Below are 13,752 nucleotides of genomic sequence, written 5' to 3'. Positions count from 1 at the left end.
TGGCACGCAGCGGCGGCTGGCGGATGCTGCCGATCCACTTCGGGCCATCGCAAAGCGATCCTCCCGGAGATATCGTGCTGCCGGTCAAGCGGGTGACGGGTCGGCTGATCTAGGATGGAACGGCATTTGGGCACGGATGACCGCGTGCGCGTAGACCAGCAGCTTACGGGCGACGGCAATCAGGATGACCTTGGGCGGCTTGCCTGCGGCGGTCATGCGGTCGACGAAGCCGCCCAGTGCCTTGTTGGTCCGTTTGGCGCTCAAGCGCGCACATGAACAGCGTGCGGCGTAGCCGCTCGCTGCCGATGCGGCTGATGGTACCGGTGCCGCGCCTGGAACTACCGGAGGAGTGCTCGCTCGGCGACAGGCCGGCGAAGGCAGCAAGCGCTTTAGGCGTGAACTCGACAATGTTAGGAAGTTCCGGGAGCAAGCTGGCAGCCGAGACGTCGCCAAAGCCAGTGATGCTTTGGAGGAGAGCGAAGTTCTCCTCAAGATCGGGTCGTCGTCGATGAGGCGCCGTACTTCAATGAGCACTGTGTCGATCTGCTGATCGAGCCACGCAAGGTGAGCGGCGATCGACGCTGCCACGGCAGGTGAAGCAAAACCCGCCTTTTGACGGTTGAGCTCTTGAGTGCGCGCGGCCTTGAGGGCATCGCAGCGTCGAACCAGGTCACGTGGTTCCCGTAGATATGCACTGGGTGGTGACAGGCCGCTGGTGCTTGCGCACGGTAGAACCGGGCGATCAGAGCTGCGTCGTCCGGGGTCCTCGACGAGCCTGCTCGTCGAGGTGGGGAGCCGGTCTGTCTTATTGCGAACGAGTTCGCTGGCACCGTAGGCCTTGATGCGGGCAGGGTTGACGATGCTGATCTGCACATCGTGGGCGTATAGGAAGCCAGCAAGGTCCAGGCCCCAGTTCCCTGTCGCTTCCATGCAGGCATGCAGCGGCTTGGACGGATCCGCACGATGCCTCATCAGCCAGCCGAGGAACTGCTCGAAGCCGGCTTCGGTGTTGCTGAAGGTGGACTGACGAACCCGCTCTCCCACCAGGAGAGCAGCGTCGAACTTGGCCTTCGACGTCGATGCCAACAATGTCCATGAGCCCCTCAGTCCGCTGCTTGAAGCCTCCTTTCGGCCATCCTTGTAATCAGGCTCTCCGGGCCAAGCCGGCGCCCTGCATACCGTTCAGCCTAGGAGGCTGCTTTTGTGCGACGGGGGCCAATCTCCGGGACAGGCACAAGGCCCAAGGGATGGACAGGCGCACCGACGCAGTCACGGCATTGGCCAAACACCGTGACCACTGCCGACTTACAACGGATGTCAGCACAGCTGACAGGACGCTGCAGGCAGCGGTGCAGCGACGAGTGGGTCAGGTGCGGGAGGGTCGGCTGCAGGGCGTAGAGGCAGTCGTCCAGAGGCAGCAATGCGTGCCGGCGGAAGGCGACGATGATCGCCTCTTCCTCGGGCGTCAGGACCGTCGAGCGAACCTCTTTTGGCCCCATGGGCGCGTCCGCGGTCGTCTTTCGCTTGCGCCACTTCTGGATCGTGGTTGGACTGCGAACACCAGCCCGCCGAGGAACACGGCGCTGTAGGGTGTGCCGTTCAGGACAAAGAGGGCGACAAGGCGGCTGATGCCGATCCGCCGCACCGCGGGCATGATGGCCGCCCACAGGAAGGGCAGGATCAGCAATGTCGTGACCGCGAAGCGAATCGCGGTCTGATCGTAGCCGTTGAGGCCGTCCCAGGCACCGGCCCGGCCGACGGCGAACATGCCCGCATAGACGGCGATGGCACCCAATGCGGCGGCGAGGCCTGCCGTGTTCATCCAACATCCTCTGACTGACTGTCCGCAAAGTGGCTGGAGGAGGGTATAGGGCGTTGATCTGGCACATTTGTGCTGGAAGTCGCTATGCCCGATCGACCGTACCTATCCGACCTCAGCGACGCTGAGTGGGCGGTGCTGAGGCCGCTTCTTCCGCCTCCTTCCTTGACGGGTCGCCCGCTGAAGTGGCCACGCCGAGAGATGGCGGAGGCGATTTTCTACCTCGTTCGGTCTGGCTGTGCATGGCGGATGCTGCCGCGGCACTTCCCGCCATCGCGAAGTGATCCCACGGAGTGATGTCCGCACAGCGGACAGGGCAGACAGTCCACTCGCAGCTGACCCGCTGGCGACAGGATGGGACGCTCAAGCGCCTGCACGATGCACTGCGCGAGCACACTCGCGAGAAGGCGGGGCGCGAGCACGAGCCCTCAGCGGCCGTCATCGACTCGCAGACGGCACGTGCGACTGGCGTGGGCGGTCCCGGGCGCGGGTTCGACGCAGGCAGGAAGACATTCGGGCGGAAGCGCCACCTGCTCGTAGACGTATCGGGCCTGATCCTCTTGGCCTACATCCACACGGTCAGCCTCCACGATACGGTGGGAGCGCGGCAGATGGTCGAGGCGGCGCCGACTGCGGTCTTGCCTCGCCTCGAACTTGTCTGGGCCGACGGTGCCTACACCGGCCCTTTCACGACGTGGCTGAACCAGGCGAGAGGCTGGCGCATCGAGGTGCCCTTCCATCGTCAGCGCCAGGCGTGGCGCTATGGGCTGGAGGAAAAACTCAAGGGCTTCCGGTCCTGCCACGGCGCCTCGTCGGTCTGCTGACCGCTGCCCCTTCGGGAAGCGGATCATCCGCCTGCTGGCGGATGATGGGTGGTGGAGCGCACCTTCGCGTGGCTGTCTCGCTCTCGCCGCCTTGCTCGCGACTACGAGCGACTGCCTGAAACAGGCCTCGCGATGATCCACACGGCCATGAGCCGCATCATGCTTCGACGCCTCGCATAACCGTCCCAGCCACTTTGCGGACAGTCAGTAAGTGAACCCTGGCTATCTGCCCACACGATGTCCGGCAAGAGAGTTCTGCTGGCCGAAGCATCGAAACAACTGAAACAATTCTGTCCGGCGTGCAGAAATAAAATTGAATATCCTAGCCGCTTTATTCTCGTTCTCGCTGAACAACATCGGGACAAATTTGAGGGTCAGGAACATGGCAGTGATTCACGGCACCAACAACGACGATTCCATCATCCTCAACAAGGAGCTAAACGGAACAATCTTTGATGACAAGATTTACGGCTATAAGGGCGACGATGACATCTATGCCGGCCTCGGCAACGACATCGCGTTCGGTGGTGACGGCAACGACTGGGTCTATGGTAGCTACGGCAATGACAGCCTGAACGGCGATGCCGGCCATGACGAGCTCCACGGCGAACAGGGTGATGACTTCCTGCTGGGCGGCAGCGGCAACGACAGGCTTTTTGGCGGCGACGGCCATGACAAAATGATGGGCGGCGCCGGCAACGACAGCCTCAATGGTGGTGCCGGCAACGATAACCTGTTCGGCGAGAACGGCAACGACGTGCTACGCGGCGGCGCCGGTGCGGACGGTCTGTCCGGAGGCGGCGGCATCGACACTGCCACCTATGCGGGCGCGTCCGGCAAGGTCTTTGTCAACCTCAAGACGGGCCAGGGACTGTGGGGCGAGGCCCACCACGACGTGCTGGTCGGCATCGAGAACCTCATCGGCACGAACTACGACGATCAACTGGTCGGCAACGCCATTGCCAATCGGATAGAAGGGGGGGCCGGCCACGACACAATCTTTGGTGGCGACGGGGGCAACGACACTCTGCTGGGCGACCGAGGCGACGACACGATCTATGGTGACGAAGGGGCCGACCATATCGATGGCGGAGCCGACTTCGACACGCTGGTCTATCGCGGCTCGAACGCCGGCGTGACCGTCAACCTCCAGACCCATGAAGGTCAGGGCGGCGAGGCTGCAGGCGACAAGATCTACGGGATCGAGCGGCTGATCGGTTCTTATTTCAATGACAGCCTGACAGGCAATTCCGCGGCCAACCACCTTCACGGTGAACTCGGTGACGACGTGCTGAACGGTGGCCTCGGCGCCGATATCCTCGACGGCGGTACCGGCATTGATACGGCTTCCTATGCCGGTTCGGGCGCCGTCAAAGTCTCCCTCATCACCAATTCCGGCACGGGCTCGTTCGCCCAGGGCGACGTCCTGGTTTCGATCGAGAACCTCACCGGCTCGTCGAACAGCGATGAACTGACCGGCTCGGATGCTGCCAACGTGCTGAAGGGCGAGGCCGGGCACGACCAGCTGTTCGGCCTGGGCGGTGCAGACATTCTCTATGGCGGCATGGGCAACGACATCATCAAGGGTGGTGCGGGGCACGACCTGATCGTTGGCGGAGCCGGCAAGGATACGCTGTACGGCAATGCCAATGCGGACGTGTTCCAGTTCGCCGCGATCAGCGACAGCGGCCTGACGTCAGGCAGCCGCGACCTCATCGCTGACTTCACCCGCGGTTCGGACAGGATCGACCTCAGCCTTCTGGACAACAACAGCGCCACCTTCGCGAACGGCACCTTCACCTTCATCGGTGAGAACGCCTTCAACGGGGTCGGCCAGGTCCGCTACTTCCATGAGGACGGCAACACGATCGTCGAGCTCAACAACTACGGCAGCCAGGGCGCCGAGATGCAGTTCGCGCTGAGCGGCACGCTCGACCTGACCGCGTCCGACTTCATCCTCTGAGCCGCAGCCGGACAGGAGCGGAATCATCTGCCCTGTCCGGCGAACCTCTTTGCACGGCCGGCCATGCCGGCTGAAACGGACGAAACAAAACAGGTTCCGGCTAGAGGTCACCGTGAAACATCGGCCTTCCATCCTTCCTGCATCACATGGAATCGCCGAAAGGACCAAGGTCATGACGACCAACGCAGACCTGTCGACGGACGTTCTTCCGGGCATGGCTGCGGCCATCGCCTGCAGCATCGGACTCAGCCTACTTATGCTGGCCGTGCCGCTGTTCGGCATGCAGGTCTACGATCGCGTGCTTGGTAGCGGCCACGTCGAGACCCTGGTCCTGCTCTGCGTCATTGGCCTGATCGCACTGGCAGCATTGGCCGGCCTTGAGGCGGTCCGCACCAGCTTGCTCAGCCGCGTCGGCATACGGTTCGAGGCGGCACTGATCCAGCCACTCCTCGAAGGTTCCATCCGGCAGGGCGTTCCCGGCGGCCAGCGACTGCGTGACCTGACGACCGTCCGGCAATGCCTGACGGGGCCGGTGATCGTGGCGCTGTTCGACTTGCTTTGGGTGCCGCTCGCCATTCTGGTGCTAGCGGTGCTGGACGGCTGGCTCGCCTTGTTCGCCTGCGCCAGCGTGGTTGCCCTGCTGGGACTGGCCACGCTCGGCGCCCTTGTCACTGGTAGAGCTCAGCAGGGTGCGGGCCAACTCCAGCTGGATGCGCAGGTGTTGGCCGAGGCCACCGGGCGCAAGGCCGAGGTCGTCCGTGCGCTTGGCATGAGTGCGGCGCTGCGCGATCGCATTCGGAACGCCCATATCGGCGCGCTTCTAGAGCAGGGCCGGAGCGACGAGCATGGCGGCATTGTGCTAGGTATCACCCGAGCGGTGCGTCTGGCGACGCAGTGCGGCGTGATAGCACTGGGCGCGTGGCTGGTCCTGCGCAGCCAACTGACACCCGGTGGCATGCTGGCGAGCTCGATCCTGCTCAGCAAGGCGCTAGCGCCGGTCGAGCAACTGGTGAGTACCTGGCGCATCCTTGCGACAGCGAGGGAGAGCTGGGGCCGTCTCCGCTCCGCTCTGCAGCAGGTCGACGCGACGCCGGAGCGGACTGCGCTGCCAGCACCGCTCGGTGACCTTGTCCTAAAGGGCGTGTGTGTCTCGGTCGACGGCCGCGATCTCCTACGCGACATCGACTTCGCGGTTCGGCCAGGCCAGTGTCTGGCGATCGTTGGCGCCTCGGGCTCAGGCAAGACGACCCTATGCCGAGTGCTCGCGGGCCTTATCGAGCCGAGTGCGGGTGTCGTTCGGTTGCATGGCGCCTGCCTGCAGCATTACCGGGAGGACGAGCTTGGCCGCAGCATCGGCTACCTGCCCCAGGACCCGATGCTATTCGCCGCCACTGTGCGCACCAACATCGCTCGGATGCAGCCGGATGCACCGGACACCGAGGTGGTGGCGGCGGCGCAACTGGCGGGCACCCACGAGATGATCCTGGGATTGCCTGAAGGCTACGACACCCGTCTCGCCGACGGCGGAGCACCATTGTCCGGCGGGCAACGCCAGCGTCTCGGCCTGGCACGCGCCCTGTTCGGCCAGCCGCGCCTGGTGATCCTGGACGAGCCGAACAGCCACCTGGACACGGCGGGCGATGACGCGCTGGCCGCGGCGGTCGCTCGGTTGAAGAGCCAGGGGGTGACGGTCGTCCTGGCAACCCACCGCCCGCAGGCCCTGCAGCAGGCCGACCTGCTGCTCGTCATGGAGAACGGCAAGGTCGGCCGGTTTGGTCCGCGCGAGCAGGTCATGGCCAAGTTCATTCGCCCTGCCCGCGCCGCCTGAACCTTCGCAGATCTGGAAACGCACCATGAGCACCGACATCCACGCGCAGGCCCACCGCCGCGCCTCGCTCAAGGCGCCGCTGCTGGCCGGCGCCGTCATCGGCCTTGCCTTCTTCGCCTGCTTCGGCGGATGGGCCGCGACCGCACCGCTGGCCGGCGCCGTGGCCGCTCCTGCGGTCGTGGTACCCGAGGGCGACCGCAAGCAGGTCCAGCATCTGGAAGGCGGCATCGTCCGGGAGATCCTGATCCGCGACGGCAGCCGCGTCCGGGCGAGGGAGCCGCTGGTCCGGCTGGACGATACCGATGCGCGGGCCGCCCACACGGCGCTCCTGGCGCGCTGGCATGCGCTGCGCGCAACGGAAGCGAGGCTGGAGGCCGAGCGGGCGGGAGCAGCGGCCCCCGACTATCCGGCGGACCTGCTGGCAGAGGCTGACGGAGATGGCACGCTTGCCCGCATCCTGCAGAGCGAGGCCGAACGCCTCGCGAGCCGGCAGGCCGCGCTCGCGGACCAGCAGGCGGTGCTGCGCGAGCAGGTGGCCCAGGCGGAGGCGCAGATCTCCGGCCATGAATCCCTGATCGCGAGCGCCGAGCGGCAGCTGGCGTTGATCAGGGAAGAGGGCGCTGGCGCCCGCGAGCTCTTCGCCAAGGGCCTGGAGCGCAAGCCCCGCCTGCTCGCCCTGCAGCGGGTGGAGGCCCAGATCGAAGGTGCGATTGCCTCGAGCCGCACGGAGATCGCGCAGGCCGCCCGGCTCGCGGGCGAGGCGCGGCAGAAGATGCGCAGCCTGACCAGCAGCCACGCGGAGCAAGTGGCCGCCGAACTGGCCGAGACGCGCAAGGCGCTGGCGCCAGTCCTGCAGGAATTGAGGAGCACGGCGGATCGGCTCGCCCGCACGGTGGTGACGGCGCCGGTCACGGGCACCGTGGTCGACCTGCGTCCGAAGACGGTGGGCGGCGTCGTGGTAGCGGGCGAGCCGCTGCTCGACATCGTGCCGGACGATGCCGAACTGCTGCTGGAGGCCCACGTCTCTCCGGTGGACGTCGACGAGGTTCATACCGGCCTGCAGGCGCAGATCCACCTCCTGGCCTATCACGGCCGCAACCTGCCCCGGATCAACGGGACCATTCGGGAGGTCTCGCCCGACCGGCTGCAGGACCCGGCGACGCTCGAGCCCTACTATCTCGCCCGCGTCGCCGTGGACTCCACGCTGCCGGACGGCGTGCACATGGCGCCCGGCATGCCAGCCGAGGTGATGATCCTGACCAGCGAGCGCACGCTGCTGAGCTACCTGATGCAGCCCGTGACGGAGACGCTGCGGCGCGGCCTGCGCGAAAGCTGAGGAGGGCCACGTCAGCCTGGACCGACTCGGCGCCGCTTCGTCTGCTCCAGCTCGTCCGCCACGACACGGCGTACTTCGCTCGGACGGAGCGGCTTCTCGATCAGGGATGCCGGCAACCGTCCGTCGGGCTGCCGCGTCGCGGACAGAGTATCTCCAGTCATGAACAGGAAAGGAGGTGGGTCCGGCAAGTCAGCGGCGAGCGCCTGCAAGCGCATCCCGTCGATCTCAGGCATGCGCAGGTCGCTCAGCACGAGGTCGACCCAGCGGCTTTCCAGGATACGTAGTGCTTCCCTCCCGTTCGCGGCCACGAGGATCTCGTAGCCGTCCCTGCGCAGGGCATCCTGTAAGAGGTCTACAATCTCCGGCTCATCGTCCACGACCATGATGGTCGCCATCGGCGACAAGGTTTCCGGAGCGGTGAGTACCTCCTCATCGATCTCGCCAACTGCCGCCGGTAAGCGGATCTCGAACGAGGCACCGCCGCCCTTGCGGTCCCGGACGGTGATCGTGCCTCCGTGCTGGGTGACGATGGCGTGGCACAAAGCCAGGCCTCGGCACCGGTTTGGGCCTGGCGTTGTGCCTCCGTGCTGGGTGACGATGGCGTGGCACAAAGCCAGGCCCAAACCGGTGCCGAGGCCGATCGGCTTGGTCGTGAAGAACGGCTCGAAGATCCGGCTGCGGTTCACCTCCGGCACGCCATGCCCATTGTCCTCGACCCGCAGCACGACCTGGCTGCCCTCCGCCACCGCCGAGATCGTGAGGAGGCGCGGCGCATCCCGCTCGCGCAACGCCTGCTGGGCGTTGACCAGCAGATTGGTGACCACCTGATGGAACTGGTCCTCGTCCGCTAGCACGCCAGGAAGGTCCGGCGCCACCCGGCATTCGACCAGCACGCCATCTGCGCGAAAGCCATAGGCGGCGAGGTCGATGGCGCTCTGCACCACGTCCGCCACCGCCACGAGCCGCCGGTCACGGCTCTTCTGCCGTGCGATGGCGAGAAAGGTGCGCACGATGCGAGCGCAGCGGTCGGCACTGCGCTGAATGCGCTCGGCCCGCCGCCGGATGCTGCTGTCGGTGGCCTCCTCCATCAGGATGTCGGCTTGGCCCAGCACCACGGAGAGCGGGTTGTTCAACTCATGCGCGACGCCTGCCAGCAGGGAGCCCATCGCGGTCAGCTTCTCCGACTGGTAGAGCGCCTCACGCTGGCGCTCCATCTCCCCTTCAAGCCGCTTCTGGTCGGTGAGGTCGACGAAGCTGGACAGCACCACGTCCTCGCCACTCAGCGTGGTCACGCGGCAGCGCATCAGGGCTGGAAAGGTCTGCCCGTCCCGACGCTTGAGAGTCACCTCGATCGCGTCGATCCGACGGTCGCGGTGCAGGCGCTGGTAGATCTCCTGTCGCTCCCTCGGGTCGCCATAGAAGCGGCCGATGTCGCCGGTTCTCATCTCGTTAAGCGTGATGCCCAGGCTATCCAGGAAGGACGCGCTCGCGAACAGTGGCTGGCCGTCGGCCATCCGCATCACCGCCAAGGGCATGGGATGGGCCTCGACTAGTTCGCGAAAGCCGCGCTCGCTACGCCGCAACTCGGCCTCGGCGCGCCGTTCGCCGGTCACGTCGCGACCGACCGATTGATAGCCAATCAACGCGCCACCTGCGTCGAAGATCGCGCGGTCGGTCCACTGCTCGAAGGCGGTAGGCTGCCCGGGCCGCCGCAGAACCACCTCCGTGCTGGTGGTGGGCTCCGCCTGGGTCAGCCTGGCGAGTCGTGCTGCATAGGCGCCACGGTCCTCGGGATGGATCAGATCAAGCATGGAACGGCCGACAATCTCCTCGGGCCGCTCGCCACGCTTGCGGGAGAAGGCGGCATTGACGAAAGTGATCACCAGATGCTGGTCCAGGCGGATGATGTACTCGCTCTGGTCCTCCACGATCGAGCGGAAGAACGCCTCGCTGGCCGCCATGCGCTCCTGCGCCCGTTTCTGCGCGGTGATGTCCACGTCGAAGCCGGCAATTTCGACCGTGTTCCCGGCGGTGTCTCGGATCGGGAAGCGCAGCACCAGCGACCAAGCATAGTCCTCAGTGTCGGGCAAAAACTCTTCCGCGGTGGTGGTCTCGCCCTTTTCGATGATCTCCCGGTCGTAGTCGGCGATCATCCTGGCCTCGGCCGGCGCGAACAGGTCAGCGGCGGTCCGACCCAGGACCTGCCCGAGCGGCAAGCCGAAGACCCGCTCCATTTCTGGGTTGGCCATCAGGTAGCGCCCGTCTAGCGCCTTAACGTACATGCCCACCGGGGCGTTTGCCATGAAGGCCTCGAGGCGCGCACGGCTCTCGGCTAGGGCCGCCGCGGTCTCGACCTCGCGCGTCACGTCGCGCTTGATCGCCACCGACTGGACGAGCCGGCCGTGCTCGTCGAACAGCGGCGAGATGGTGGCGTCCTGGTGCAGCAGGCGGCCGTCCCGGTGGCGGCTGACGATGCGACCCTTCCAGGTCTGTCCGGCGCGCACGGTCCGGTCGATCTCCTCGTAGAATGCTTCGTCATGGCAACCCGAGCGTAGCAATGAGCCCGGCGTCCGTCCGAGCGCCTCTTCGGCGGTCCAGCCGGTGAGGGCGGTGAAGGCAGGATTCACGTAGATCAGGCGATAGTCCGAATCGCAGATCTCAACCGAATCGCCGGCCTGCTCGACCGCGGTCGCCAGCAGGCGGAGCTGCTGCTCGCGCTGTTGCGCCTCGGTGACGTCGATGGTCAGGACCACCCTGCCGCCGTCGGCCATCCGGCGCTCCTGGATCATCCGCCACTCGTCGTTGGGGTAGCGGATCAGCATCTTGCCCTGCGCAGTCCGGTGCATGTCCAGGCGCTGCTGGACGAAGTCGTCACCCATGTCCTGGTGGTAGAGGGGACCGTTCATCGCAACATCCTGGACCATCTCTTGGAAAGTTCGGCCCAGCCGCAACGACCGCCTTACGTGGTCCGGTTGGAGGGCAGCGTGTCGCTCGTTGAAATAGGTCAGGCGGTCGTTGGCATCGAAGATCGCCAGCCCATCCTGCAAGGCCTGGGCGGCCGCCAGGAACCGGCCCTCCGCCGCCTCCGCGCGGACCAGCGCAGCCTCCAGGGCCGCCGTCCGCTCCGCCACTTTGCGCTCAAGCGTCTCGTTCATCTCTCGAAGAAGATTCTCAGCCTTCCAGTGATCGGTTTCGTCGATCACGCAACCGATCATGAGCAGGCTTCCGGTTTCCTGATCCAGGAAAGTCTCGGCCGTCTCCAGGACATGGACGAGCCGCCCGTCCTTCGTCTTGCAGCGGTAGCGGGCGCGGTACGACCCGTGGGTTTTGATGACACCTTGGAGGAGCTCAACGTAGCGCTCGACATCGTCCGGATGAATGCTGGCGATGACTTGCGGATCAGTGCCCATGTGCTGGAGATACTCGTCGACGGTTCTACCGAAAATCGCGGCCAACTGCTCGGAGCACCACAGGCATCTCTCGTTGGTCAAGTCCCACATGAAGGCACCGACGCCAGCACGAGCGGTGACTTTCCGATAGATCGCCTCGCGTTCCGCGAGGCTGGGAGCGCGCTGGACCATGTGCTGCCTCATTGGCCCTTTCCGATTGACCTGTCTTGCCGCGCGAGTGACGGACGCCGGTCCGGGTTAGGCTGTTTCGCTGCTCGCCTTGAGTTCGAAGACATAGCCGACGCCACGCACAGTCTTGATGTGCACTGGACGGGCCGGATTGGTTTCGATCTTGCGGCGCAGACGGGTAATGCGGATGTCGACGCTGCGATCGAATGGATCGTCGTCCTTGTTGTGGGCGAGATCCAGAATCTGATCGCGGGACAGCACGCGGCCGGGACGCGAGGCCAGAAGGCTCAACAGGTCGAACTCCATGGCAGTCAGCGGCACCTCCGTTCCGTCCAGCCGCCGCAGCCGTCGGGCTGGCAGGTCGATCACGAAGCTGCCGAAGCGGATGCGGTCGCCGGGACTAGGCAGGACCTCCTCGACGACCTTACGTCGGCGCAGGACACTGCGGATCCGCGCGAGCAGTTCCCGCAGATCGAACGGCTTGGCGATATAGTCATCCGCGCCGAACTCCAGGCCCAGCACCCGATCGGCCGGCTCAGCAATTGCCGTTAACATGATGATGCCGGCGTCGCAGTGTTCTCGCACGAAGCGCGCTAGGCTGAGTCCGTCCTCGCCGGGCATCCGCAGGTCCAGCAGAACCAAATCGATACTGCTCTTGCCGAGCAGTTCCCGCAGCGCAGCGCCGCCCTCCAGCGCGGTCACCTGCAGGCCACGGCTGGAAAGATAGTCAGCGACGGTATCTCGTATATCGAGCTCGTCATCTACCACGACGATATGAGCATCCTGATCAGTCATGTAAATCCATCCATGCCGTGCAATAGCTGTACACGATCGGCTGATTTTACTCCATCCAGACTGTGCCATCCTTCTGATGGCATGGCACCCGTCCGCATCAACCCGTCCTCAGCCCCAGCCTTCATGTTTCCGATGTTACTGGAGGTAGGGGGCGCACGTGAGCGGGTGCACGACCAGCGTTCCTGTCGATCGAAACGATCGAAATATGCCGGCCCGCCAGCTGACCGATGGGCGAAATACGTGTGCGTCATCAAGCTCCCCGATCGGACAGGAGTTTGACGATGACGACGCAAGCTGAGAGCAAGGCTGGACGAGCGCGGACAGCGGCGACAGCCGTCCTGGCCGGGACGCCGGGTCTCGGACTGACGGTGATGGCCGCCACCACTTCCAATGCGCTGGTGGTCCATGCCGACCTTCTGCTCTCGCTCCTCGACATGGTGGCGCTGCTGACGGTGTGGGCGACGGTGCGGTCGGCCAGTGCACGGCTGAAGCGAGCAGCCCGCCATCTGATGGCGCTGTCCCTGGTTGCTTCGCTCGCCACGGTCACCTGGGTGACCTGGGAGCGGCTGACGGTCGACACGGTGCGACTGGAGGGGCGTGGCCTGTGGGTGGCAATGATTCTGAACGGCGTCTACGCGCTGATCAATGGCTGGGTCCTGCTCCGTTGGCGGCGGTCGCATCGGCAGTCGTCCTGCTCTGTCGCAGCGAGCCAGATCCGGCTGTTCGCGGACAAGCTAACCTCGAACGTCCTGATCGCTGGATCGCTTGCCGTCTCAGTTGCCCTGGACGGTATCTACCTCAGCCGTTTCATCGATCCCGTCGCCGGCTTGGCAATGGTTACAGCGACCGCGTGGTGGGCCGCGCCGACGGTTCTCCTCACGCTGTGCGACCTCGCAGGTCCATTCACGCGCATGGTTCCTCAGGCGTCACAGGCCAAGTGGTTGCGCATCCCGGCGAAGGAGAATCCCACCGCTGGGTGGTGTAGGGAGGCGTCAGGATGGCTGTTGGACGCGACTTGTTGGATGCCGAACACCATCTCCAAGAATTGGAGAACTAAGCCGCGCACTTGGCACAGATCCTCGTCACGATGGAGGAGTATGGCCTCTCCCATCTTGCCGAGGCGGCCCAAGGTGCTGGCTGTTGATGTGACCAGTGGGTGCCAGCGCCAATACAGCGGAGAGACTTAAGCGCGGGGCAAGACCTGCCCGAACTGGTGCTAGAGCGGCTGGATCAGCCAGGTATTCGCAGTTCGCGCCGGGCACCGTTGGCTCAGGAAGGAGGGTGACGCCCATGCCCCCCGGACGAGGACGAACACGATCGTCCAATCCCGCACCTCCACCCGCACGTCCCCGAGGTCGAGATCAGGAGAGCTTGGGCTTGCTCGGCAAGGAGGGCGGTCAGGGCAAGAGCGGTAGCTGGAATCAGTCGCCAGCCATCGCTCGAAGCCGGCCTTCAACTTTATATCTGCTGCCATCGTCATGCCCACGAGTCGACGGTGGCGGATTCAGGAATGGTTCGGTTCACCCAACTGGCCAGGGCATCTAGGGCCCGTTAGCCCTTGATCCAGTCGAGGTAGCAGCGAGGCAGAGGACGCTTATGAAGGAGCGGG

At 65.1% G+C, this 13,752-nt stretch carries 8 protein-coding genes and 4 pseudogenes; 7 read left to right on the top strand and 5 right to left on the bottom strand.

The features are described 5' to 3' along the window. Positions 1–84: 84 nt before the first annotated feature. The 3 genes and pseudogenes from EQG76_RS33910 to EQG76_RS31930 form a co-directional block, all read right to left on the bottom strand. Entirely contained in the window at positions 85–1,086 is a 1,002-nt protein-coding gene (locus EQG76_RS33910) for an IS110 family transposase (RefSeq protein ID WP_159718919.1), read from the bottom strand. Positions 1,087–1,334: 248 nt separating this feature from the next. Then, a pseudogene (locus EQG76_RS30045) lies at positions 1,335–1,553 on the bottom strand (IS481 family transposase); the annotation flags it as partial. Next, positions 1,466–1,822, bottom strand: coding sequence for a hypothetical protein (locus tag EQG76_RS31930; RefSeq protein WP_200841251.1), 357 nt, complete (start codon positions 1,820–1,822; stop codon positions 1,466–1,468). The gene EQG76_RS31930 and the pseudogene EQG76_RS30045, both read right to left, overlap by 88 nt. Before the next feature lie 84 nt (positions 1,823–1,906). Here EQG76_RS31930 and EQG76_RS33820 point away from each other — a divergent pair. The 6 genes and pseudogenes from EQG76_RS33820 to EQG76_RS30015 all read left to right on the top strand — a co-directional run. Beyond that, positions 1,907–2,092, top strand: a pseudogene (locus EQG76_RS33820) (transposase); the annotation flags it as partial. Positions 2,093–2,217: 125 nt separating this feature from the next. Next, a pseudogene (locus EQG76_RS30035) lies at positions 2,218–2,643 on the top strand (transposase); the annotation flags it as partial. Positions 2,644–2,688: 45 nt separating this feature from the next. Then, positions 2,689–2,823, top strand: a pseudogene (locus EQG76_RS30030) (transposase); the annotation flags it as partial. 202 nt (positions 2,824–3,025) lie between these two features. Continuing rightward, complete coding sequence (locus tag EQG76_RS30025; RefSeq protein WP_159718915.1) at positions 3,026–4,606, top strand: calcium-binding protein; 1,581 nt, start codon at positions 3,026–3,028, stop codon at positions 4,604–4,606. A 49-nt stretch (positions 4,607–4,655) separates the two neighbouring features. After that, the gene (locus EQG76_RS30020) at positions 4,656–6,434 is read left to right on the top strand and encodes a type I secretion system permease/ATPase (protein ID WP_159718914.1); all 1,779 of its coding nucleotides are present in this window, start codon (positions 4,656–4,658) and stop codon (positions 6,432–6,434) included. Positions 6,435–6,459: 25 nt separating this feature from the next. Continuing rightward, complete coding sequence (locus EQG76_RS30015; RefSeq protein ID WP_159718913.1) at positions 6,460–7,770, top strand: HlyD family type I secretion periplasmic adaptor subunit; 1,311 nt, start codon at positions 6,460–6,462, stop codon at positions 7,768–7,770. An 11-nt stretch (positions 7,771–7,781) separates the two neighbouring features. On the opposite strand, the gene EQG76_RS30010 is transcribed toward EQG76_RS30015, so the two are convergent. Together EQG76_RS30010 and EQG76_RS30005 are read right to left on the bottom strand one after the other, a co-directional pair. Continuing rightward, a complete protein-coding gene (locus EQG76_RS30010) occupies positions 7,782–11,351 on the bottom strand; it encodes a PAS domain S-box protein (protein ID WP_159718912.1) in 3,570 nt (1,189 codons plus the stop codon). A 66-nt stretch (positions 11,352–11,417) separates the two neighbouring features. After that, positions 11,418–12,143, bottom strand: a complete 726-nt coding sequence (locus tag EQG76_RS30005) for a winged helix-turn-helix domain-containing protein (protein ID WP_159718911.1) — start codon at positions 12,141–12,143, stop codon at positions 11,418–11,420. Positions 12,144–12,424: 281 nt separating this feature from the next. Here EQG76_RS30005 and EQG76_RS30000 point away from each other — a divergent pair, with 281 nt between their 5' ends. Continuing rightward, a complete protein-coding gene (locus EQG76_RS30000; RefSeq protein ID WP_159718910.1) occupies positions 12,425–13,330 on the top strand; it encodes a hypothetical protein in 906 nt (301 codons plus the stop codon). The last annotated feature ends 422 nt before the right edge of the window (positions 13,331–13,752 follow it).

The organism is Geminicoccus flavidas (genome assembly GCF_009806515.1).
Taxonomy (GTDB): domain Bacteria; phylum Pseudomonadota; class Alphaproteobacteria; order Geminicoccales; family Geminicoccaceae; genus Geminicoccus; species Geminicoccus flavidus.
This window is presented reverse-complemented; position numbering and strand designations above follow the sequence as displayed.